This window comes from Chelonobacter oris (assembly GCF_000772535.1).
Taxonomy (GTDB): domain Bacteria; phylum Pseudomonadota; class Gammaproteobacteria; order Enterobacterales; family Pasteurellaceae; genus Chelonobacter; species Chelonobacter oris.
Genome location: NZ_JSUM01000010.1, coordinates 110,980 through 133,029 on the forward strand (window position 1 = coordinate 110,980; position 22,050 = coordinate 133,029).

Genomic DNA, 22,050 nt, shown 5'->3' on the forward strand with positions numbered 1-22,050 from the left:
GCGCGGTTTTACAGCTCCGTCAACATTGCCAGTACCATTTCCGACGACTGCTGTGCCGCCAACGGCAAGAACTCATCAAACGAAATGTGCGATTCTTTGTCGGCAACATCGGACACCGCCCGCACGACGACAAACGGCAGGTCAAACGCGAAACACACTTGAGCAATGGCCGCCGCTTCCATTTCGACCGCAACCGCTTGCGGGAAATCCGCTTTGATTTTTGCAATTTGCTGCTCGCCGTTACAGAACACATCACCGCTGCAAACCAGCCCTTTGACCGCACTTTTGCCTTGTGTCTGCAATGCTTTTTCCGCCAATTCGATTAATGCCTGATTAGAAGGGAATGTAGGCGGACAGGCGGGCAACTGCCCTTTGGCATAGCCGAAGACCGTCACATCGGCATCGTGATACGCCGTTTCATCGGAAATAATCACATCGCCGATATTCAATGCCGCCGAAATGCCGCCGGCAGAACCGGTATTGATGACACAATCCGGTTTAGCCAATAAAATCAGCGCGGTCGTTGCCATCGCCGCCGCCGTCTTGCCGATGCCCGACTGTACCAATGCCGTTTCCGTGCCGGCCAGATTGCCCTGATAAATCGTACAACTGCCGACCTTGCGGCTGGTCAGCCCGGTCATTTTATTGCATAAAATTTCAACTTCTTGCGCCATTGCACCGACAATTCCGATTTTCATCTCATTCCTTCATTATTTTGGTTATTGGGGTTGCCGTCCGTTCCGACAATAAAGTGATTTTTAGGCTGTTTTTGCTGTAAAATCCGTGAGATTAAAAAATCCATCACTGCAAAAGTATAATCGTCATTGTATAACGTGCTGCTGGTCAACACATATTGCCCGTCAATCACCACAAACGGACTAGTGAAAACCCCGTATTTTTCCGTCAGATCGACAGCCTCTTTTGCTTTTGCAGCAATCGCTTGCGACTTGAGCTGCATTAGAAATTGATCCAGTGCCACGTTATGACTGATCAGCCAGTGGTATAAGTTTTCGCCTTCCACCAATGAGGCCTTGCCCTGCTGTTCGGCACTGTCAAACAGCAACAACTCCGCCAATCCCGCTCTGTCCAAATTGAGCAGACTGTAATAGACATTTGGTCCGAACAGCGCTTCGTCTGCGGCAATCGGCTGTAAAATCAAGCGGATCTGTTCATCATGCAAGCGCTGATACAGACTTAAGTTATCGAAAGCAGTCAGGCAATAGGCGCATTCATAAGTAAAAAACAGTTTAATTTCGATCCGATTATCAATCGGATTGGATTTAATCGGGATCGTATAAGAGAAGTAATCTTTACCGTCTTCGAAGGCAAATTCACCGTTTCCCGATGTTATTCGGGATTCAGTTTCACCATTATCCGCATCTGCCGCCGTTGCTTCAGTCGGCAGTGCATAGGTCGGTTGTATGCGTTGATTTTCGGCCTGCTCTACTGTGCCTGCCTGAGCCGTAACTTGCGAAGTATAAAAAGAGAAAAAAGCACTGACCAGCAGCAACCAACTTTTTTGGGTTTTCATTCGATAACTTAATACACCCTGCACGTTTATCTGACTTTTTGTACCGCACTTGCGATACAATCCCGAATTTCCGTATCGACTATTTTACGCTATTTTTATAACGGTTGCAGATATTCTACCATTAACTGTAACTGGCGGTTACCCCGAAATTCATTAATATCCAAGCGATATGCGATCTTCATCCGCTTAATCGACAAATCGGGGTAACGTTGCGGATCAATATTAAAGGCGATGGCATCCAACAACATTGCCCCACCGCAAGGCTGCAACATCATTTTTAAATGGCGTCCGCCGACCAAACGCTGCTGTAACACCTCAAATTCCCCGTCAAATAACGGCTCCGGAAATGCCTGCCCCCAAGGGCCGGCAGCCGCAATCAGCTCTGCCGTCGCTAAATTCATCTCCTGCGGCGATAACTCGCCGTCCGTCCAGATCACGCCGGTCAACTGCTCCGTACTCAAACACTCGCACACCACATCGGCAAAAACCTGTTGAAACTCGCTAAACCGCGTCTCGACGATACTCAGTCCCGCCGCCATCGCATGACCGCCGAATTTCAATATCATGCCCGGGCAGCGCTGATCCACTCGTTCCAGCGCATCACGAATATGCAGCCCTTCAATAGAACGCGCGGAACCTTTCAAAATGCCGCGCTGATCTTGTGCAAACGCCACTACCGGCCGATGAAAACGATCTTTAAGCCGTGACGCCAGAATCCCCAGCACGCCTTGATGCCAATCAGCCTGATACAGTGCGATCGCCCAAGGCAACTGCTGTTCCATATCGGTCAAGCTGCTACAAATTTTCAAGGCTTCCAGTTTCATGCCCTGTTCGATTTCTTTACGGGTTTGGTTCAAGGCATCCAATTCGTAAGCCAATTTGCGGGCGGTCTGCATATCTTCCGCCAGCAACAATTCCACCCCGACACTCATATTGTCCAAGCGGCCGGCGGCATTAAGGCGCGGCCCGATGGAAAATCCCAGATCAGAGGCGACAAAGCGGCTCAGATCACGATTAGCGATCTCTGCCAATGCCTGAATCCCGTAGCGACAGCGTTGCGCGCGAATCCGACTGATGCCCTGATAAGCCAAAATACGGTTGTTTTGATCCAACGGTACAACATCGGCAATCGTACCCAAAGCAACCAGATCGAGCAGTTCGGCAAAATTGGGCAGTACCTCGGCGGCAATCAGATTGCGATCACGCAATGCCGCCCGCAGCGCCAACATCAGATAGAAGGTAACACCAACTCCCGCCAGCGATTTCGAAGGAAAAGCACAATCCGCCAAATTCGGATTAACAATCGCATCCGCCTGCGGCAATACACTCGGCGGCAGGTGGTGATCGGTCACAATCACCTTGACACCATGACTTTTAATCCAGTCAACCCCGTCATGGGAAGAAATGCCGTTATCGACCGTAATCAGCAGGTCGACCTGCTTTTGCAACGCCATATTTGCCACATCGACACTCAATCCGTAACCCTGCTCAAAACGGTTAGGCACTAAATAATCGACCTGCCGGAACCCGAGTTGTCGCAGTGCCAACACCGCAAGTGCGGTACTGGTCGCACCGTCCGCATCAAAATCACCGACAATCACGATTTTTTGCTGCTGTTCATGCGCCGACAATAATAATTCGACCGCACTTTGTATGCCGCTCAGCCGCTGCGGCGGCAACATCGACTGCAAAGTGCGGTCAAGTTGGTGTTTATGCTGAATATTACGGGCGGAAAATATGCGGTCAAGCAACGGATGATCCGCCAACGGCAACACAAGCTGCGGTTGGCGGCGGCAAATAATTTTATTCACGGAATCGGTTACGCCTTGTTGATAAAACGGATAAGTGCGGTCATATCACGGGGCTTACGCCCCGCTTGGTCAGGTTATTGGGAATCCTGCAACACGTCCAATAACTCTTTCGGCGGCAAATAACCGCCAAGCATTTCGCCGCTGTCGGTAATAATGCTCGGTGTACCGCGTACGCCGTATTGACGCCCCAACGCATAGTGCCGGGCGACAATATCCGGGGTTTTCAGTGCTTTCGGCAACTCGCCGTTTTCGGCTTTATCCAGCGCTTCATTACGATCTTTCGCCTGCCAGATCGCTTCCATTTGCCGGGCGGTCTGCGTTTCCAGTCCGCCGCGCGGAAATGCCAGGAAGCGCAAGGTGATACCTAAATCGTTATATTCCTGCTTTTTGCTGTAGAGCAAATGGCAGTAATGGCAAGTAATATCCATAAATACGGTCACGACATATTTTTCATTTTTTGCCGGATAAACAATCATTTGATCGGCAAAGGCATTCAGTTTATCAAACAGCATCCGCTCGCTGAGATTGACCAAATCGCCGTTTTTCAACTCGAACAGATCGCCGCGCAAAATATAATTGCCGTCATCAGAGACATAAAAAACGCCCTGATCGGCGACAACCGATTGGATCCCTTTCAATGGTGAAGCCTGCACCTGAACATTAGTCATACCCAACGCCGCTAAATTCTGGTTGATCACGGCATTCGATGCCAAGGCGGCAGTGCTGAACACGGCGCTGAACAATAAAATGGATTTTTTCATGAATTTCCTTGTTATTTTAATTTATTCCAAGCTGAACGGTTTAACATAAGGCAACATACCTTTTTGTAACATACTGCGCAACCCGCTGGAATAGTTGCTGCCCAATCCCCGAATCTCAAAATTGATTGAGAACGAGTTATCATAAAATACGTTATTGCTGCTGTAATCGCTGTTGGCGCTCGGCGAGGTCAAATAACGGCGTGCGCCGACACCGACACTCCAGCAGCAGGTGTTGTATTGCACCCCGCCGTACTGCTCGACCGGCTTATTTAACGCCATGTCGTGGTAATAACGCCCGATCACCGCCCAGTTGTCATTGATATCCCAAGCCACTGTCGCGCCGATTTGCTTGATATCCTGATTATAGCGGTTGGCGCCGTTCTGCAAATTCTGATCAATATAATTTTGGCTGGCATAACGATAATTCAACTGCACCAGATTATTTCCGCTCGGATTATATTCCAGCACCATATTGACCAATGCCGTTTTATTCAGCACCGTATCATATTGATAACCGCCGCGCCATTGCCAAGCCTGATTGATTTTCCAGTCGGACTCCATCACCCAGGAAGAAGAGCGCCCGCTGGTGCTGTTGTCGGTGGAATCGTCAATCCGGGAAGAGGTCAGATAATAAATCTGCCCCAATGAGAAATTAAAACGTTCGTCCGCCTTTTCATCAAAAAAACGAGTCGTGCCGCCGACCGTCACCTGATTGGCGGACGCAATACGATCCAGCCCGCTGTAGCGGCGATCACGAAACAGTGAAAAATAGTCTTGCTGTAATAATGCGCTGTCGTAACCCAAACCGAGATAGTCGGAATTCACGCCCGCGGCACCGATATTGCTCTGGTTTTTATACGGCCGATATAAATACTGGACATGCGGTTCAATGGTTTGGCTGTAGCCGTCAAGGAACGTTTTCTCATTGAACAAAACCGTTTGTAAATCCGCCTTGAACTGCGGCAACACACGATTTACCCGCGCTTCAACTTCTTCGGCATCGACACCCTTGCCTTTGCTCTGCTGATAATGGGTAGCATAAAGCTTGGCTTGTAAATTCAGGCTGCCGTAGTCATTACTCAACGGCAAATTCACTTCCGGCTGCAAGTGAAAACGCCAAGCTTTCGGCATCTGCGCACTGTCGTTATCAAAACGTACGGCTTGCGAGTAAAGCGCAAAATCCAGCCAACCGTTCGCCATGCCGTTGCGGTAATAATTAAAATCGATTTGCGGCAAAGCACGGTAAGGGCCGATATCCGTTTCGTCAAAAATTTGGAACTGTCTGCCTGAAACCGTCAGATTATAATTCGGTTGATAATAGCCGACACTAAAACGCTGTGTAGCGTAACCGTCGGTGCTGTTACCGTACTCCGAGCTGAAATCATTGAAATAACGGTTGTCGCTGACCCGGGTATAATCCAGATTTGCGCGCCAACTGTCGCCGAAACCGGCTGAATGCCGCCAAAAGAACAGGTGACGGGATTTATTTTCGCCGAGATATTCTTTCAAACGATCTTTATGCAAATATTCCGTTGCGATAGTCCCTAAACCGAAGTCGGTCAGATAACGAAATTCGGTTTGCAACTGCAAACCGCGATCCGTCATCAAATTCGGCGTGATGGTGGCATCATAATTCGGGGCGATATTCCAGTATACCGGCTGCGCATAGCTGAAGCCGTCACGACTGGAAGAACTGAACTGCGGCATCAATAAACCGCTGCGGCGGCGATCGCCCAACGGCAACTGCCAATAAGGCGAATACAGAATCGGTACGCCAAGCACTTTAAAACGTGCCCCCCACATTTCCGCCACTTCTTCTTGTATATCCTGACGGATTTCGTCCGCTTCAATCGACCAAGCATTGTCATCCGGCAAGCAAGAGGTAAAGGACGCATTGCGCAAAGTGCGGTAGCGCTCACGCATTTCCGCCTGCTCTGCCGTACCGCGCCCCTGTCGCCCGACAAACCGGTAATCCACCGTTTCGATATCGCTGTCTTTGCTGTTCAAATTAATTTTGGCATTGCTGCCGCTTAAATCGATCTGTTCGTCACGATAAGCCAGCTCACCATCCATATACGCCAAGCGCTCAAGCTGTTCGCCACTGCTCTGTGTAGTAATTTTGGCGTGTTGCGAACGTAAATGGCGATTGCCCTGCCTGATATCCACATCTCCCTGATAGGTGGCTTCGGTCGCATGCTGCATCTCGCCGCGATCCGCTTCAATGTACACCGGCAGTTCATTCGGATTGCCGCGCACCGGTTCGCCTTGAAAGTGCGGTACGCCCAGCAGACATTGCTGTCTCAGATCGGCCTGTGCCGCATTGCCGTAGAGCGCCCCGACAACCAAAATCGTCAACAGGCTATAGCTATTTTTCTTCATTCCGTAACCCATGGTGATAAAAACAGAGATATTGCCCTGATTGTACTCGAAATCAGGCTATTGATCATGCGAATATTTTGCCGCTTGAGTTCCGAGGGAAAAATTTTCATCTATCGGAGAAATCATTGGTATATTCGGGCTTAATAGGGTTAGAATAAAACCGAAAATTTCATTTAAGCCTATCATAAGGAAAAACTATGTCGCAATTACAAGAATTACGCAAGATCACGGTGGTTGTAGCCGACACCGGTGATATCGAAGCCATTAAAACCTATCAGCCGCAAGATGCCACGACCAACCCGTCCCTGATTCTGAGCGCCTCTTCTTTACCGCAATATGTTCCGTTAATCGATGATGCGGTGGCCTATGCCAAGCAACAAAGTGATGATAAAAAACAACAATTGATTGACGCCGAAGACAAACTGGCGGTCAATATCGGACTGGAAATCCTGAAAATCGTACCCGGCCGCATTTCTACCGAAGTCGATGCCCGCCTTTCTTACGACACGCAGGCGACTATCGAAAAAGCCCGCAAACTGATCAACTTGTATAATCAGGCCGGCATCGGCAACGATCGTATCCTGATCAAAATCGCCTCAACCTGGCAAGGCATTCGTGCCGCCGAAGTACTGGAAAAAGAAGGGATTAATTGTAACCTGACACTGTTATTCTCACAAGCACAGGCCCGTGCCTGTGCCGAAGCCGGAGTTTATCTGATTTCTCCGTTCGTCGGACGTATTCTGGACTGGTACAAAGCCAATACCGACAAAAAAGCGTATACACCGCATGAGGATCCGGGCGTGGTTTCGGTTACCGAAATTTACGACTACTATAAAAAATACGATTACAAAACCGTGGTCATGGGCGCCAGCTTCCGCAATATCGGCGAAATCACCGAACTTGCCGGTTGTGATCGTCTGACTATCGCTCCGGGCTTATTGAAAGAATTACAGGAAAGCAACGAGCCGTTAGTGCGTAAACTGGAATTCAAAGGCAACGTGGAAACACGCCCTGAACCGCTAACCGAAGCGGAATTCTATTGGCAGCACAACAGCGATCCGATGGCAGTAGAAAAACTAAGCGACGGTATTCGTAAATTTGCCGCTGACCAAGAAAAACTGGAAGCCATGCTGGTCGAAAAACTGTCATAATCGTTTAAATCCCAAATAAAAGCGGAACTCAGTTCCGCTTTTTTATTCAACCGCACTTTGAGTTCGTAAAATTAAACTCAAAAAGATTTCTTTTATCCAATAAATAGATTTTACATTTGACTCAATTTTTATTTAATGAGATAAATAATCGATTGAAATAATAAAAATCACAATAATATCAACTTGTTATAAACAACCATTCGGCTGTCTATTATAATATATTAATGCTAAATCGCTAATATTCTCGTATTGAATATATACTGTTATTTCGCTACGCTGATAGATAATATTATCATTGCAGTAAAAGAGAAAATTTATATTAAGCTGGAAATTAGTTCCTGAAAATATCAAATCACGTTTTCTGTAAAAATAGACATTAAACTATTTCTATTTTTGCCATTACGGTTTATTCAAACGGTTTTGTTGATACAACGCCAATGCCTGCGGAAAGACGGTTTGAATATTGGCTTCACGTTCGGCATAGCCGGGGTGAGTGTCACGAATCCGCTGCAAGAAACCTTGCGTATCACCGTCACCGGCAAATTCATACAACTTGCGCCATAATCGCATTGCAGCTTGCGGATTATAGCCGCTTTCCGCCATCAATAATAAACCGATTCTGTCCGCTTCCAGCTCTTTCGCACGTGAAAACGGCCGAGTAATGGCGTATTCCGGCGCAAGTGCTAAAGCAGATCCGGCATAGTTGACCGCACTTGATATCGCCGCACCGCCAAAAACACTTAACAGCCTCGTGGCACGATTGACATTCAGTTGCGCTTTGCCGTGTTCCTTAATAACGTGTGCCATTTCATGCGCCAAAATAATCGACAGTTCATCATCATTTAAGCGCAACTTCTCCACTAAGGAAGAATACACGATCATTTTTCCGCCCGGCATAGTCCAAGCGCTGACTTCAGGGCTACGAAAAACGGTAATCCGCCAATCAAGCGCCTGTCCGCTGTCATTGTATTTATTCGCTGTTTGCTGCAAACGGGCAAACACGGTCTGCACCCTTGTCGCTGTGGCGGAATCATGATCGACAATGCCGAACATCTCCATTTGCTCGACAATCCGCTGATAATTTTTAGCCGATTTTTGATTCAAATCGTGGCTGTCGACACAGGCGCTCAATACCGTACTGAGCGCCAAGAGACACAAAAAAGAGATTTGTTTCAACAATCAGCCTGCTTTTCTTGACTTGTTATACACCGCCAGCGCTTCCGGCATCAAACGGCGGAGGTTGTTTTCACGATCCGCATTGGTCGGGTGGGTCGATACCAAACCTTCCAGCGCCCCGCCTGAACCACCGGTTGCCTCGCTCATTTTTTGCCACAGTCTGATTGAAGACTCCGGATTATAGCCGGCTTCCGCCATCAGCAATAGCCCCACTTCATCGGCTTCGGTTTCGTTACTGCGCGAAAACGGTTTGTTCAGTCCGTATTCTTGGGTCAAACTGACAACCGGGCTAAAATCATAACCGGTGGTTGCAGCCAATACCGCATTGCCGACACTGCCGAGCAAGCCGGTTGCCATACTGAAATTCACTTTTTGTTTGCCGTGCTCTTTCAAGGCGTGAGCCATTTCATGTCCCATCACCACCGCAATTTCATCATCGGTTAACTTCAGTTTATCCACTAGTCCGGTATAAAACATCATTTTTCCGCCCGGCATCGCCCAGGCATTCAATTCATTGCTCTTCATCACCGTCAACTGCCACTGGAACGGCACACCGGTATCATTGGCTTTTTCGGCATACGGTTTAATCCGCTGAAATACGGTGTTAATCCGTCTCGCCGTGGTTGAGGAGGCGTCAATCACGCCTTTTTGTTTCATTTCATTGACGGTTTGCGTATAACTGCTTGCCGCCTGTTGATTAACGGTTTGCGTATCGGCACAAGCCGCCAAGCCCGACGACAATGCCACCGCCAACGCCCATGTTTTGATTTGCTTTCTCATCATCATTTCCTCACAATTAAAAAAATACCGCACTTTTTGCAAAGAGCGGTATCAATCAATAAACCAACTTTCCGAAAACGGGGAAAGAAACGACGTTATTTCTGAGCACGCTCAAAAGAGGTTTTAATTTCTTCACGTGCGGCTTCAACACCTTCCCAGCCGTCCACTTTCACCCATTTTCCGGCTTCCAGCGCTTTGTAGTTTTCGAAGAAATGTTGAATCTGTGCTTTTAACAAAGCCGGTACATCATTAATGTCTTTGATGTGATCGTATTCTTTGCTCAGTTTGCTGTGCGGCACGGCAATCAATTTAGCATCCGAACCGGCTTCGTCGGTCATTTTCAGCACACCGACCGGACGACAGCGAATCACTGAGCCGGGAATCAGCGGATACGGTGTCGGCACCAACACATCAACCGGATCCCCGTCTAACGACAACGTATTATTGATATAGCCGTAATTCGCCGGATAGAACATGGCTGTCGCCATAAAACGGTCGACAAATACCGCACCGGATTCTTTATCTACTTCATATTTAATCGGATCGGCATTGGCCGGAATTTCAATCACAACATAAATATCGTCCGGCAATGCTTTACCGGCAGGGACCTTTTCTAAACCCATTTTGTATTCCTTCTTTAAGTAATGAATATAAACGCTATGAATTATAGCGTTAATCTTTTCGTTTTGTCGAGCAAATCGCAAAGTGCGGTCTATTCGAACCGCACTTCCGCCGTTACAGTTTTTCCACCAACGCCACTGCCGCTCCGATATAATTTGCCGGTGTCAGTTGTTTTAACCGCACTTTCTCATTTTCAGGAATCGTTAAACCGTCAATAAACGCCTGCATTGCCGCCGCATCAACCCGTTTACCGCGGGTCAGTTCTTTTAATTTTTCATACGGCTTTTCAATACCGTAGCGGCGCATCACGGTTTGAATCGGCTCTGCCAACACTTCCCAGTTTTGATTCAGTTCGGCACGTAAATGCGCTTCGTTCACTTCCAGTTTGCTGATGCCTTTACAGGTTGCGGCATAGGCAATCAGGGTATAACCCAATCCTACGCCGAGATTGCGCAATACGGTGGAATCGGTCAGATCACGCTGCCAACGGGAAATCGGCAGTTTCGCCCCCAAGTGCGCCATCACAGCATTCGCCAGCCCCAAATTGCCTTCGGAATTTTCAAAATCAATCGGATTGACTTTGTGCGGCATGGTCGAAGAGCCGATTTCTCCGGCAATGGTGCGTTGTTTGAAGTGGTTCAAGGCAATATAGCCCCACATATCACGGTCGAAATCAATCATAATAGTGTTAAAACGCGCCACGTTGTCAAACAGTTCGGCAATATAATCGTGCGGCTCGATTTGGGTGGTGTACGGATTCCAAACGATCCCCAAGTTCTCAACAAATTCTTGACTGAATTTGTGCCAATCAATTTCAGGATACGCCGACAGATGCGCATTGTAGTTACCGACCGCACCATTGATTTTACCCAGAATTTCCACCTGTTGCAGCTGTTTGAACTGGCGTTGCAAGCGATAAACCACATTCGCCATCTCTTTACCGACCGTCGACGGCGAAGCCGGTTGACCGTGGGTGCGCGACAACAGCGGAATGGTTTTAAACTGTTGTGCCAAGCCGTTGATCTCAGCGATCAATTTTTCCCATGCCGGCAACAACACCTCGTCTTTAGCGGTTTTCAGCATCAGTGCATGGGAGAGATTATTGATGTCTTCCGAGGTGCAGGCAAAATGGATAAATTCGCTGATCGCCGCCAGTTCGGGCAATGCTTCGGATTTTTCTTTCAGAAAATATTCTACCGCTTTCACATCATGATTGGTGGTGCGTTCGATGCATTTAATCCGCTGCGCATCTTCAAGCGAAAAATGCTCAACAATGTGATTCAAATAATCGTTAGCTTGTGCCGAAAGCGCCGTAACTTCAGCAATTTCCGCCGTCGCCGCCAATTTTTGCAGCCAACGCACTTCCACTGTTACACGGAATTTCAACAGACCAAACTCACTGAAAATAGAACGTAAACTGGCGACTTTGTCTTGATAGCGGCCGTCAATCGGCGAAAGTGCGGTTAAAGCATTAAGTTCCATGAGGAAAACTCCGTGTAATAAATAGTTAAAATGAAGAGTAAATTTGTTGTGCCGCTTGATGATATCTATTGCGGCTGAACAGTAATTTCAAACGGGAACCGCCCAATTGCCGCCATAGCACTACCGAACGGATACCGCATAATAACGTTGCACGCACCCGATTCTGAATGCCGCTTTGTTGCAAATACAAAGGGGAACCTTTCACTTGAATTTTTGCCCCCAACGGGCTGATCACATCGACATAAATCGCCGCAATATTGGCAATCATCTGCTCGTCCAACAATTCAAAATGGTGTAACTGGCGATCCAGCCCCTGAATTCGGTTTCCCAACAGTTGTTTGGCTTGCAGATTTTTATCGAGTTTCGCTTCCAGCGCAATCAGGCTCATCCAGTACCGCCCGACATTCATATCCAGCTCGCCTTTAGCACCGGAAACCTGTTCCAGCAACGTGGTAATCCCTAATTTCAAATTGGCGACATCATTGCCGTAAACATCAAGCGTCGATTTGGGAGAGGTATTGATTAATGAATTGAGAGAAACGGAAAATGCCGCCTGATCGGCGCCGCCCTGCTCAGAAAATTGCTGTACCAGCTTCGCTGACTGACAAACGCCGGCTAAAGCCAAAGTGAGATCGTGGTAATCCGCCATAATGGTTAAAATAATCCTTTTATTGACTCGTAAGCATCTATCAAATTAACCAAAACTATAGCATTATTCGGCTTCTTTTAAAAGTTTACAACAGCACGGTACGCGTTACACCCCAATCTCTTTCGAATAGTAATTCAATGCGGTTTGCAACGTCCAGCCCCGCTGTGTCCAAAATGCGTTGCCGCTTTGATTGTCAGTAAACACCAATAACCTTCCGCGAGTGATATTTTTCGCCTGTAACTGCTGTTCCAATCGCTGCAAAAGTGCGGTACCAATACCGTTTCCCTGTTGATTCTGCGCCACTGCCATATGGTAAATGGTGGCGCGACGACCGTCGTAACCACACATAATCACCCCGAGCAGATTACGTCCTTGCAAGGCGACAAAGTTCAAATCCGGATTAAATGCCAAAAAAGCATAAATGCCTTGTTCGCTGTCATCTATTTCACTCATGCCCATACCGGGCGTATTTCGCCATAAATCAGCAACGTGTGGGTAATCATTCGGCTGCATCAAACGGATTTCAAGTGCGGTACTCATCTCATTAGCATCCGCTTACTTAATCTGCCGTTCAATAATGCCGCCGCCTAAGCAGACATCATTAACATAAAAAACGGCAGATTGTCCCGGCGTAACTGCCGCTTGCGGTTCATCAAACCGCACTTCGATGGTTTCATCATTTAGCGGTATGATTTCACAAACCACATCCTGTTGACGATAACGGGTTTTCACAGTACAGCGCAATGGTACGCTCATGATTTCCCGATTCACCCAATGCAGTTGCTGCGCAATCAGCCCGTTGGCAAACAAACGGGGGTGATCGTGCCCCTGTGCCACAATCAATTCGTTGTTAGCCAGATCTTTTTCCACCACATACCAAGCTTCATCGCCGGCATTTTTCAAGCCGCCGATACGCAAGCCTTTGCGTTGTCCGAGCGTGTGATACATCAGCCCATCATGCCGGCCGATAACCTCACCGTCCACTGTGCGAATATCACCCGGCTGCGCCGGCAAATAACGGGCGAGAAAACCCTTGAATTTGCGTTCTCCGATAAAACAGATACCGGTCGAATCTTTTTTCTTAGCCGTAATCAAATCGAGCTCTTCCGCAATTTGCCGCACTATCGGTTTTTCCAGCTCGCCGACCGGAAACAGGCTTTGTGCCACTTGTCGATGGCTCAGGGTATAAAGAAAATAGCTTTGGTCTTTATTGTTGTCCAAACCACGCAATAATTGCACCTTGCCGGGCTGCTCAAGTGCGGTACGCCGCACATAATGCCCGGTCGCAATATAATCCGCCCCCAGATCCTCGGCGGCATATTCCAAAAACGCTTTGAATTTGATCTCTTTATTACACAAAATATCCGGATTCGGCGTACGTCCCGCCTTATATTCAGTCAAAAAGTGTTCAAATACATTATCCCAATATTCCGCCGCAAAATTGATTTTATGCAGATGCATCCCAAGCTTGTCGCATACTGCCTGCGCATCAGCCAAATCCGTCGCCGCCGAACAATATTCGCTATCGTCATCTTCCTCCCAATTCTTCATAAACAGCCCTTCCACCTGATAGCCTTGCTGCTGCAAAATATAGGCCGAGACGGAGGAATCTACGCCGCCGGACATGCCGACAATCACTTTTTTGCCGGAATTGGCCGTTTTTTGTGTCGCTGTAAGCGCGTTGATTTTTTCATAGGTCGCTGAAAATAAAGTCATTTTGTGTTCCAATAGTGAATAAATAATCCTGTGTGATAGCTTGCTTGAATCGAACATCATCGAATCAGAAGTTAAAGCGCGGTGGCTATAACCCAACGCTACAGAATACGCTCCTGCTCCGCTAATTTTTGCTGTCTGGCCGCTTCGGCAGCCATTTTTGCTTTACGGTTATCACAAGGTTCCGGGCAATCACAGACTTTTTCCAGTCCCAATGTAGCAATTCCGCCGCAGCTGCCGTGAATGGACTTGCGTTTAACCCAGTAACCGATTGACATGGCCAAGATCACCAGTACAAAAAACCCGAAAGTGATAAAAAAGAGATTCATGAGTCAGTCCTTGTTTATTAAGGTTGTGCTATTTGTTTAAATGCTGATGACATTTTAGTCTCAAAACCGTGATTTGTCTTGATGATCAGATAAACCGCCAGATTATTTTTTTCCGCAATATCCAATGCGCCCTCCGCCCCAAGGACAAACAAGCCCGTCGCCAATCCGTCCGCCGTCATGGTCGACGGATCGAGTACCGTTACCGACACCAGATTATGCTGAATCGGTTTGCCGCTATGCGGATCGATTTCATGTGAAAAACGCACACCGTCCTGCTCGAAATAATTACGGTAATCACCCGATGTCGCCATCGCCATATCTTTCAAGCCGATCACCAGCTGTACCGCTCTTGAACCGTCGAATTCCGGTTTTTCAATCGCAATTTGCCACGGCTTTTGTGAATGATTAACCCCTTTCGCCCGAATTTCGCCGCCGATTTCTACCATATAGTTATCAATTGCCAACGAATCCAGATATTCAGCCAGTTGATCAACGCCGAAGCCTTTGGCGATTGCTGATAGGTCGATATACAAATTCGGTACGGCTTTCGCCAGCTGATATTGTCCGCCCTGTTTGGTCAGCGACAGCTTATCCAAACCGACGGAAGCACGGCGAGCCTCAATTTCTTGATCACTCGGCACCTTTTCCGGACGATTTTCGGGACCGAAGCCCCACAAATTGACCAGCGGCCCGACAGTAATATCCAATGCACCTTCCGTCAAACGGTTCAAGCGAATGGCTTCCTCTACGACTTTGCCGAATTCCGCTGAAACGGAAACCGCACTTTGCACCGTTTGCATTTGGTTAAATTGTGAAATTTCCGACGCTTTTTGATAAGTGGACATTTGGCGATTGACTTCTTGCAAAGTGCGGTCAATTGCCTGTTGCACCTGTTGCTGATCGGGCAAGTTTTGGCGGCTGTCCGTCAGATATTTGACACTGTAGCTTGTTCCCATTGTCTTGCCCGAAAAAGCCACTTCGGCCGTTCTGTCGCCGCAACCGATGATAAAAAAGGCCAGCCCGATCAGGGCTAGCCGGTTAATTACTTGTTTTACTGACATTTTTCATCTCAGAAAGTGATTCATCAACCACCAAAGTCGTCTAACAGGATATTTTCGTCTTCAACACCCAGATTTTTCAACATACCGATAACGGCAGCATTCATCACCGGCGGTCCGCACATGTAGTATTCACAATCTTCCGGCGCTTCATGATCTTTCAGGTAGTTTTCATACAGCACATTATGGATAAAGCCGGTGTAGCCGTCCCAATTGTCTTCCGGCAGCGGATCGGACAAAGCGACATGCCATTTGAAATTATCATTTTCCGCTTGTAAGCCGTCAAAATCTTCCACATAGAACATTTCACGTTTAGAACGCGCACCATACCAAAACGATATTTTACGTTTCGAGTGCAGTCGTTTAAGCTGGTCGAAGATATGTGAGCGCATCGGCGCCATGCCGGCACCACCGCCGATAAATACCATTTCAGCATCAGTATCTTTAGCGAAAAATTCCCCGAACGGCCCGGAAATCGTCACTTTGTCGCCGGCTTTCAACGACCAGATATAAGACGACATTTGCCCCGGCGGTGCATCAGGCTGCTTCGGCGGCGGCGTTGCAATCCGCACGTTCAACATGATGATCCCTTTTTCTTCCGGATAAGAAGCCATTGAATATGCCCGGATAATCGGCTCGTCCACTTTGGATACATAGCGGAACAGATCAAATTTATCCCAGTCTTCACGGTATTCTTCAGGCACATCAAAGTCACTGTATTTCACCGTATGCGGTTCGGCTTCGATTTGAATATAACCGCCCGCACGGAACGGGACTTCTTCACCTTCCGGAATTGCTAATTTTAACTCTTTGATAAAAGTCGCTTTATTGTCGTTGGAAATAACAGTACACTCCCATTTTTTCACCCCGAAAATTTCAGGTTCGACTTCTACTTCCATATCGGTTTTAACATTCACCTGACAAGACAGGCGCCACCCCTCTTTGGCTTCTTTTTTGCTGATGTGGGAAAGTTCGGTCGGCAGAATATCGCCGCCGCCATGCAACACTTTCACTTTACATTGGCCGCAAGAGCCGCCGCCGCCACAAGCAGAAGAGACAAAAATGCCTTCACTTGCCAATGCACCAAGCAGTTTTCCGCCCGCAGGCAACTTAATCGCTTTACTCGGATCCTCATTGATGCCGATTGTAATGTCACCGGAATTGACCAGTTTGGATTTGGCGAACAAAATTAAAACCACCAAAACCAAAACAATCACGGTAAACATTGCGATACCTAAAATGATTTCCATCTGCTATTCCTCTCTTTACAACTGAATGCCGGAGAATGACATAAAGCCAAGCGCCATCAAACCAACAGTAATAAATGTAATCCCCAAGCCTCTCAAACCTTTCGGCACATCCGAGTATTTCATTTTTTCCGTCAAGCCTGCCAAAGCAACGATTGCCAACATCCAGCCGGTACCCGCACCAACGCCGTATACAATTGATTCGGCAAAGTTATAATCACGTTGTACCATAAAGGAAACCCCACCGAAAATTGCACAGTTTACCGTGATTAACGGCAGGAAAATGCCCAGTGCGTTGTACAATGCCGGAAAATATTTATCCAGAATCATTTCCAGAATCTGCACCAACGCAGCAATAACGCCGATAAAGGTGATGAAGTTAAGGAAACTTAAATCGACACCTTCGACCAATGCGCCATCTTTCAGAATCAGATTATAGACCAGATTATTAACCGGTACGGAAATTCCCAGAACGACAATAACCGCAATCCCAAGACCAAACGAGGTAGAAACCTTTTTTGATACCGCCAGAAAAGTACACATTCCAAGGAAGAACGCCAGTGCCATGTTTTCGATAAAAACCGAACGCACAAAAAGACTGATATAATGTTCCATGCTTATTTATTCTCCACTTGTTCCGGTTTGAAAGTTCTCAGAAGCCAAATGACAAAACCGATAATAAAGAATGCACTCGGTGCCAACAGGAATAAACCGTTAGGTTGATACCAGCCACCGTTGTTGATCGTTTCAAACACCGTCACACCGAATAATTTGCCGGAGCCGATCAGTTCGCGCAGGAAGGCAACCACAATCAAGATTGCACTGTATCCCAAACCATTACCGATTCCGTCAAGGAAACTGTCTAACGGCGGCTCTTTCATCGCAAATGCTTCCGCACGTCCCATTACGATACAGTTGGTGATAATCAATCCAACGAATACCGACAATTGTTTGGAAATATCATATGCATAAGCGCGTAATACCTGATCAACCACGATAACCAGTGAGGCAATAATCGCCATCTGAACGATAATACGCACACTATTCGGAATAAAATTACGAATAGTGGAAATGAAGAAACTTGAAAATGCCGTAACGAAAATTACCGCAATCCCCATCACTACCGCCGTTTCCAACTTAGTGGTTACCGCCAGCGCCGAACAAATCCCTAGAATTTGCAAGGCTATCGGGTTGTTATCCAGAATCGGCGATAACAACAAGCCCTTTCTGCCTTTTAACTCAGCCATTGTTTAATTCTCCTGCTCTCAGTTTCTCCAGGAACGGACCAAAGCCGTTTTTGCCAAACCAGAATTTGAAACTCGCATCAACACCATTCGCCGTCAAGGTAGCGCCGGATAGAGCATCAATTCCGTGTTCTTTATCAGCCGAACCGCCTTTTTTCACAGTCAGTGCTTCTTGACCTTGTGCGTCATAAATTTTCTTGCCGACAAATTGAGCCTGCCAATTAGGATTTTCAATCTCCCCGCCCAAACCCGGGGTTTCCCCGTGCTGATAGTAAGTAATGCCGTCAATTGTATTACCGTCAGGCTGTACCGCCATAAAGCCGTACATCACCGACCACAAGCCGGAACCATAAACCGGCAACACGATTTTCTCTACTTGCCCTTGATCATTTTTTACCAGATAAACTTCTGCAAAATTGGCACGACGGCGAATTTTCGCCAAATCATCATTCGCTGACAGTGCGATGCTGGTCTGTGGATTTTTAGCCGCTTCCGCCGCATCAAACCCTGCCTGCTGCGCAACATAATCACCACTGTTCAGATCTACCAAACGAGCCTCAATATTTTTCGCATAAACTTCATTGATATTGATTCCGGGTTTTAATAAGCCGGCAACACTCAGGATATTTTTTTGCTTATCCAGAAGCTTCTGCTCTTCCTGTTTTGGCTTCAAACTGACCGCAGAACCGGCAACAATAATAGAACAGACCAAGCTGACTAAAAAAATAACAAGAATCGTGCCTGCAAAACTGTCTTTCTTAAACATTGCGTGCTCTCCTACGTTTGATATTCGCCTGAACAACCAGATAGTCAAATAACGGTGCGAACAAGTTGGCAAATAGAATCGCCAGCATCATGCCCTCAGGATATGCCGGATTAACCACACGAATCAGGACACACATTACACCGATCAAAATGCCATACCACCATCTGCCCTTGTTGGTAAAAGACGCTGATACCGGATCCGTTGCCATAAAGAGCATACCGAACGCAAAACCGCCCAGCACCAAATGCCAATACCAAGGCATGGAGAACATCGGGTTCGTCGCCGAGCCGATTACATTGAACAGTGCGGACATCGCAATCATACCGATCATGACGCCGGCAACAATACGCCAAGAAGCAATGCGGGTGAAAATAATAAATGCACCGCCTAAAATCAGCATCAATGTCGAGACTTCACCGATGGATCCCGGAATATTACCGATAAAGGCATCAAGCCAAGTAATCGGTTGTTGCGTGATATTATTGACCAATCCGCTTTCGCCGCCGACATTCCACTGTGAAAGTGCGGTTGCGCCGGTGAAACCGTCTGCGGCAACCCACACCGCATCACCGGAAATTTGCGCCGGATAGGCGAAGAACAAAAACGCACGGGCAGCTAATGCCGGATTAAGGAAGTTTTTGCCGACCCCGCCGAAAACTTCTTTTGCAACAACAACCCCGAAAGTGATTGCCAACGCCGCCTGCCACAACGGCAATGTCGGCGGCACGATTAACGCAAACAGAATGGAAGTAACAAAGAAGCCTTCGTTAATTTCATGACCGCGTACCACTGCAAACAGCACTTCCCAGATACCGCCGACCAACAATACCGTCAGATAAATCGGCAGGAAATAGGTTGCACCCAGCAACATTTTGCTACCCCAAGCGGCATCGGCCCCCAGTGTGCCGCCCAGGCTTTCGGTCAGCCAATAATGCCAATCACCGCTAATCGCGGTTTGCAAAGCAGCGCCTTGATGCAGATAATTCAAGGCCGCTATCGCTTGTCCGCCGGCATTATACAAACCGTAAAACATAGCCGGAAAAACCGCAAGCCATACCAAAATCATCATGCGTTTCAAATCCAGCGCATCACGAACATGGGAACCGGATTTTGTCACCGTACCCGGCGTATACAAAATCGTCGCAACCATTTCATATAACGCAAAGAACTTCTGATATTTACCACCCGGTAAAAATGCAGGTTCCATTTTTTCAAAGAGATGTTTTAAGCCCATCTTTAACCATCCTTCTCAATCTTGGTCAGAACATCACGCAAGATCGGACCATATTCATATTTACCCGGACAAACAAACGTACATAACGCCAGGTCTTCTTCATCCAGTTCCAAGCAGCCTAACGCCTGTGCGCCGTCGGTATCGCCTGCGATCATATCGCGCAGCAACATGGTCGGCAAAATATCGAGCGGCATTACACGTTCATAGCTGCCGATTGGCACCATCGCACGCTCACCACCGTTCACGGCCGAGGTGAAGTCAAACAATTTCTTACTTAAAAAATGCCCGATCGTTGTGCGTGTAACCGTATATTTATTTGCAGAAGGTACAATCCAGCCGAAAAACTCTTTGTCACGACCTTCCAATAACACCGAAACCTGCTGGTGGTAAGCGCCCAAATAGGCATGTGGCCCCTCTGCAATGATACCGCTTAATACCGAACCGGAAATCACACGGTTTTCCCCGTCTTTCAGCTGTCCGGCTGTCAGTTGCGCCAACGAAGCACCCACACGGGTACGCACCAAGTGCGGTTCCTTGACTTGCGGACCACCCAACGCAATCACTCGGTCTGTATACAATTCACCGCTGGTAAACAAATGCCCGATGGCAATGACGTCCTGGTAGTTTATCGTCCACACGCTTTTGGCGGCACTGACCGGTTCCAAGAAATGGATATGCGTACCGCTCAATCCTGCCGGATGCGGACCGCTGAATTCTTCAGCGTGTAATTTGGCAAGTTGCGGAATAACAATAGCAGAACCGGCTGCTTTACAGACATACAGTTTTTCGCTGTTTAAGCGACTGATGACCACCAAACCGTCCTGAAAAGCCTGCTCATTGTCAGCAATCACAACCGCCGGATCCGCCGCCAACGGGTTGGTATCCATCGCATTGACGAAAATTGCCGCCGGAACGGCATCTACCGCCGGTGATTTGCTGAACGGGCGAGTACGCAATGCAGTCCAGAGCCCGGACTGCAACAAATTCTCCCGAACCTGTTCATCGGTTAAGGCCGACAGCTGTTGACGATCATATTTGCCAAATGTAATTTGTTCACTACCTTCAACTTTAATCACAACCGATTGTAATACACGCTTGGCGCCACGATTAATCGCCGTCACAGTACCGCTTGCCGGTGCAGTAAACACCACACCGGGGTTTTTCTTGTCGGAGAAAAGTACCTGGCCTTTCTTGACAACATCACCTTCGCGAACACTCATAGACGGACGCATACCCACATAATCTTCGCCAAGCACCGCAACTTCAGTAATGGCAGGGCCATTCTGGATTACCTGTGCCGGTTTCCCTGAAATTGGAAGATCCAAGCCTTTCTTAATTGTAATCATATTGTTAGCACTACTTTTTAGTTAGGTTTACATCACAGCCGCCCGTATAAATCCCTCATCAGAGCTATACCGGCAACCTCGTTTTGAGCAATGAATGGAGGAAAGGTCTAAAGATGGAAATTCCACAACAACTAAACACAGACCACTCAAACATAAAATTTAAAACTCAAATTCTGTAAAATATCAAAAATAATCCCACTGTTCGTCGGAACAATCCTCCTCACCGGACAATATTTTTGATAGTTAATTTTTTGATAATAAAAACGGCTTATTGTAACCAATTAAGCGCCTGGAATTCCACTTTAACCACGACTTTTTTTGATCTGATCACATTTTTATCATGGTTTGTAGCTAAATTGTTACAATTTTACCTATAAAGAGTTAATCACCGTGTCCCATACAATTTGGTGACGTAATAACCTGCCGTTGTTTTTTCGCCCATTCTTGTTCGGTATAAGCATGAATCGCCAATGCATGAATCCCTTGTTCAAACCCTTGTTGCAGAATTTGATAGACTTTTTGATGACGGGCAACGGCTCGCAAGGCATTAAACGCTTCAGCCACAATAATCACTTTAAAATGCGAATTCGCCCCTTTGCCCGAGCTGTGCATATGACTCTCATTCAAAACCTCAATATAACTCGGTTGCAACGCTTGTTGCAAAAGCGCACTGATTTGCTGTTGATCCATAAAACTCCCACACGTAGAATTTGAATAAAATAACGATTTTGCGGTCTAACGCTATACTTTATTGCTTTAGTTTGCAACAATA

The 22,050-nt window shown here is 47.3% G+C and carries 22 protein-coding genes; 1 reads left to right on the forward strand and 21 read right to left on the reverse strand.

Translation table 11 applies throughout. From position 1 onward, the window contains the following. Positions 1 to 8: 8 nt before the first annotated feature. The 5 genes from mtnN to lptD all read right to left on the reverse strand — a co-directional run bounded on the left by mtnN (position 9) and on the right by lptD (position 6,482). A complete protein-coding gene (mtnN, locus tag OA57_RS06125) occupies positions 9 to 698 on the reverse strand; it encodes a 5'-methylthioadenosine/S-adenosylhomocysteine nucleosidase (protein WP_034614937.1) in 690 nt (229 codons plus the stop codon). Beyond that, complete coding sequence (locus OA57_RS06130; RefSeq protein WP_052122402.1) at positions 695 to 1,531, reverse strand: thioredoxin domain-containing protein; 837 nt, start codon at positions 1,529 to 1,531, stop codon at positions 695 to 697. Before OA57_RS06130 ends, mtnN begins: the two co-directional genes overlap by 4 nt. 95 nt (positions 1,532 to 1,626) lie before the next feature. Further along, complete coding sequence (recJ, locus tag OA57_RS06135; protein ID WP_034614940.1) at positions 1,627 to 3,342, reverse strand: single-stranded-DNA-specific exonuclease RecJ; 1,716 nt, start codon at positions 3,340 to 3,342, stop codon at positions 1,627 to 1,629. A 74-nt stretch (positions 3,343 to 3,416) separates the two neighbouring features. After that, on the reverse strand, positions 3,417 to 4,103 hold the full coding sequence (gene dsbC / locus OA57_RS06140; RefSeq protein WP_034614944.1) for a bifunctional protein-disulfide isomerase/oxidoreductase DsbC: 687 nt from the start codon (positions 4,101 to 4,103) through the stop codon (positions 3,417 to 3,419). 21 nt (positions 4,104 to 4,124) lie between these two features. Continuing rightward, positions 4,125 to 6,482 carry an LPS assembly protein LptD gene (gene lptD / locus OA57_RS06145; protein WP_034614947.1) on the reverse strand — a complete coding sequence of 786 codons (2,358 nt, stop codon included), beginning with the start codon at positions 6,480 to 6,482 and terminating at the stop codon, positions 4,125 to 4,127. 197 nt (positions 6,483 to 6,679) lie between these two features. Here lptD and tal point away from each other — a divergent pair, with 197 nt between their 5' ends. After that, positions 6,680 to 7,633 (forward strand): transaldolase, encoded by a 954-nt coding sequence (gene tal / locus OA57_RS06150; protein ID WP_034614950.1) that lies wholly within the window; start codon positions 6,680 to 6,682, stop codon positions 7,631 to 7,633. A 399-nt stretch (positions 7,634 to 8,032) separates the two neighbouring features. Here the strand turns inward: tal and OA57_RS06155 are convergent, their stop codons facing one another. From OA57_RS06155 to OA57_RS06230, 16 genes are all read right to left on the reverse strand, one after another. Further along, positions 8,033 to 8,809 carry a M48 family metallopeptidase gene (locus OA57_RS06155; RefSeq protein WP_161788335.1) on the reverse strand — a complete coding sequence of 259 codons (777 nt, stop codon included), beginning with the start codon at positions 8,807 to 8,809 and terminating at the stop codon, positions 8,033 to 8,035. A gap of 3 nt (positions 8,810 to 8,812) precedes the next feature. Then, positions 8,813 to 9,589 (reverse strand): M48 family metallopeptidase, encoded by a 777-nt coding sequence (locus OA57_RS06160; RefSeq protein ID WP_407637075.1) that lies wholly within the window; start codon positions 9,587 to 9,589, stop codon positions 8,813 to 8,815. 95 nt (positions 9,590 to 9,684) lie between these two features. Then, positions 9,685 to 10,212 carry an inorganic diphosphatase gene (gene ppa, locus OA57_RS06165; RefSeq protein ID WP_034614959.1) on the reverse strand — a complete coding sequence of 176 codons (528 nt, stop codon included), beginning with the start codon at positions 10,210 to 10,212 and terminating at the stop codon, positions 9,685 to 9,687. 112 nt (positions 10,213 to 10,324) lie between these two features. Next, the gene (purB, locus tag OA57_RS06170; RefSeq protein WP_034614961.1) at positions 10,325 to 11,692 is read right to left on the reverse strand and encodes an adenylosuccinate lyase; all 1,368 of its coding nucleotides are present in this window, start codon (positions 11,690 to 11,692) and stop codon (positions 10,325 to 10,327) included. Positions 11,693 to 11,717: 25 nt separating this feature from the next. Then, complete coding sequence (gene hflD / locus OA57_RS06175) at positions 11,718 to 12,341, reverse strand: high frequency lysogenization protein HflD (protein ID WP_034614964.1); 624 nt, start codon at positions 12,339 to 12,341, stop codon at positions 11,718 to 11,720. A gap of 105 nt (positions 12,342 to 12,446) precedes the next feature. Then, the gene (locus tag OA57_RS06180; RefSeq protein WP_034614966.1) at positions 12,447 to 12,881 is read right to left on the reverse strand and encodes a GNAT family N-acetyltransferase; all 435 of its coding nucleotides are present in this window, start codon (positions 12,879 to 12,881) and stop codon (positions 12,447 to 12,449) included. Between the two features lie 15 nt (positions 12,882 to 12,896). Then, the gene (gene mnmA, locus OA57_RS06185; RefSeq protein WP_034614968.1) at positions 12,897 to 14,057 is read right to left on the reverse strand and encodes a tRNA 2-thiouridine(34) synthase MnmA; all 1,161 of its coding nucleotides are present in this window, start codon (positions 14,055 to 14,057) and stop codon (positions 12,897 to 12,899) included. A 98-nt stretch (positions 14,058 to 14,155) separates the two neighbouring features. Next, positions 14,156 to 14,383: a (Na+)-NQR maturation NqrM gene (nqrM, locus tag OA57_RS06190; RefSeq protein WP_034614971.1), complete on the reverse strand. Its 228-nt coding sequence runs from the start codon at positions 14,381 to 14,383 to the stop codon at positions 14,156 to 14,158. A 17-nt stretch (positions 14,384 to 14,400) separates the two neighbouring features. Further along, positions 14,401 to 15,444 (reverse strand): FAD:protein FMN transferase, encoded by a 1,044-nt coding sequence (locus OA57_RS06195; RefSeq protein ID WP_034614974.1) that lies wholly within the window; start codon positions 15,442 to 15,444, stop codon positions 14,401 to 14,403. Between the two features lie 23 nt (positions 15,445 to 15,467). Beyond that, positions 15,468 to 16,691 (reverse strand): NADH:ubiquinone reductase (Na(+)-transporting) subunit F, encoded by a 1,224-nt coding sequence (gene nqrF / locus OA57_RS06200; RefSeq protein ID WP_034614977.1) that lies wholly within the window; start codon positions 16,689 to 16,691, stop codon positions 15,468 to 15,470. Between the two features lie 15 nt (positions 16,692 to 16,706). Beyond that, positions 16,707 to 17,303, reverse strand: a complete 597-nt coding sequence (gene nqrE, locus OA57_RS06205) for an NADH:ubiquinone reductase (Na(+)-transporting) subunit E (protein ID WP_034614980.1) — start codon at positions 17,301 to 17,303, stop codon at positions 16,707 to 16,709. A 2-nt stretch (positions 17,304 to 17,305) separates the two neighbouring features. Continuing rightward, a complete protein-coding gene (locus OA57_RS06210) occupies positions 17,306 to 17,935 on the reverse strand; it encodes an NADH:ubiquinone reductase (Na(+)-transporting) subunit D (protein ID WP_034614983.1) in 630 nt (209 codons plus the stop codon). Further along, on the reverse strand, positions 17,928 to 18,698 hold the full coding sequence (locus OA57_RS06215; protein WP_034614984.1) for a Na(+)-translocating NADH-quinone reductase subunit C: 771 nt from the start codon (positions 18,696 to 18,698) through the stop codon (positions 17,928 to 17,930). The genes OA57_RS06210 and OA57_RS06215 overlap by 8 nt, the downstream gene beginning before the upstream one ends. Next, complete coding sequence (locus OA57_RS06220) at positions 18,691 to 19,932, reverse strand: NADH:ubiquinone reductase (Na(+)-transporting) subunit B (RefSeq protein WP_034614987.1); 1,242 nt, start codon at positions 19,930 to 19,932, stop codon at positions 18,691 to 18,693. Before OA57_RS06220 ends, OA57_RS06215 begins: the two co-directional genes overlap by 8 nt. A gap of 2 nt (positions 19,933 to 19,934) precedes the next feature. Then, positions 19,935 to 21,278, reverse strand: a complete 1,344-nt coding sequence (locus OA57_RS06225) for a Na(+)-translocating NADH-quinone reductase subunit A (RefSeq protein ID WP_034614991.1) — start codon at positions 21,276 to 21,278, stop codon at positions 19,935 to 19,937. A 381-nt stretch (positions 21,279 to 21,659) separates the two neighbouring features. After that, positions 21,660 to 21,968 (reverse strand): BolA family protein, encoded by a 309-nt coding sequence (locus tag OA57_RS06230; RefSeq protein ID WP_034614994.1) that lies wholly within the window; start codon positions 21,966 to 21,968, stop codon positions 21,660 to 21,662. Positions 21,969 to 22,050 lie beyond the last annotated feature (82 nt).

Bases quoted from the DNA above. Each gene is read 5' to 3' on its own strand.
- mtnN (WP_034614937.1), bottom strand. From the start codon at position 698: ATGAAAATCGGAATTGTCGGTGCAATGGCGCAAGAAGTTGAAATTTTA.
- OA57_RS06130 (WP_052122402.1), bottom strand. From the start codon at position 1,531: ATGAAAACCCAAAAAAGTTGGTTGCTGCTGGTCAGTGCTTTTTTCTCT.
- dsbC (WP_034614944.1), bottom strand. From the start codon at position 4,103: ATGAAAAAATCCATTTTATTGTTCAGCGCCGTGTTCAGCACTGCCGCC.
- lptD (WP_034614947.1), bottom strand. From the start codon at position 6,482: ATGAAGAAAAATAGCTATAGCCTGTTGACGATTTTGGTTGTCGGGGCG.
- tal (WP_034614950.1), top strand. From the start codon at position 6,680: ATGTCGCAATTACAAGAATTACGCAAGATCACGGTGGTTGTAGCCGAC.
- OA57_RS06160 (WP_407637075.1), bottom strand. From the start codon at position 9,589: ATGAGAAAGCAAATCAAAACATGGGCGTTGGCGGTGGCATTGTCGTCG.
- ppa (WP_034614959.1), bottom strand. From the start codon at position 10,212: ATGGGTTTAGAAAAGGTCCCTGCCGGTAAAGCATTGCCGGACGATATT.
- purB (WP_034614961.1), bottom strand. From the start codon at position 11,692: ATGGAACTTAATGCTTTAACCGCACTTTCGCCGATTGACGGCCGCTAT.
- hflD (WP_034614964.1), bottom strand. From the start codon at position 12,341: ATGGCGGATTACCACGATCTCACTTTGGCTTTAGCCGGCGTTTGTCAG.
- OA57_RS06180 (WP_034614966.1), bottom strand. From the start codon at position 12,881: ATGAGTACCGCACTTGAAATCCGTTTGATGCAGCCGAATGATTACCCA.
- mnmA (WP_034614968.1), bottom strand. From the start codon at position 14,057: ATGACTTTATTTTCAGCGACCTATGAAAAAATCAACGCGCTTACAGCG.
- nqrM (WP_034614971.1), bottom strand. From the start codon at position 14,383: ATGAATCTCTTTTTTATCACTTTCGGGTTTTTTGTACTGGTGATCTTG.
- OA57_RS06195 (WP_034614974.1), bottom strand. From the start codon at position 15,444: ATGTCAGTAAAACAAGTAATTAACCGGCTAGCCCTGATCGGGCTGGCC.
- nqrF (WP_034614977.1), bottom strand. From the start codon at position 16,691: ATGGAAATCATTTTAGGTATCGCAATGTTTACCGTGATTGTTTTGGTT.
- nqrE (WP_034614980.1), bottom strand. From the start codon at position 17,303: ATGGAACATTATATCAGTCTTTTTGTGCGTTCGGTTTTTATCGAAAAC.
- OA57_RS06210 (WP_034614983.1), bottom strand. From the start codon at position 17,935: ATGGCTGAGTTAAAAGGCAGAAAGGGCTTGTTGTTATCGCCGATTCTG.
- OA57_RS06215 (WP_034614984.1), bottom strand. From the start codon at position 18,698: ATGTTTAAGAAAGACAGTTTTGCAGGCACGATTCTTGTTATTTTTTTA.
- OA57_RS06220 (WP_034614987.1), bottom strand. From the start codon at position 19,932: ATGGGCTTAAAACATCTCTTTGAAAAAATGGAACCTGCATTTTTACCG.
- OA57_RS06225 (WP_034614991.1), bottom strand. From the start codon at position 21,278: ATGATTACAATTAAGAAAGGCTTGGATCTTCCAATTTCAGGGAAACCG.
- OA57_RS06230 (WP_034614994.1), bottom strand. From the start codon at position 21,968: ATGGATCAACAGCAAATCAGTGCGCTTTTGCAACAAGCGTTGCAACCG.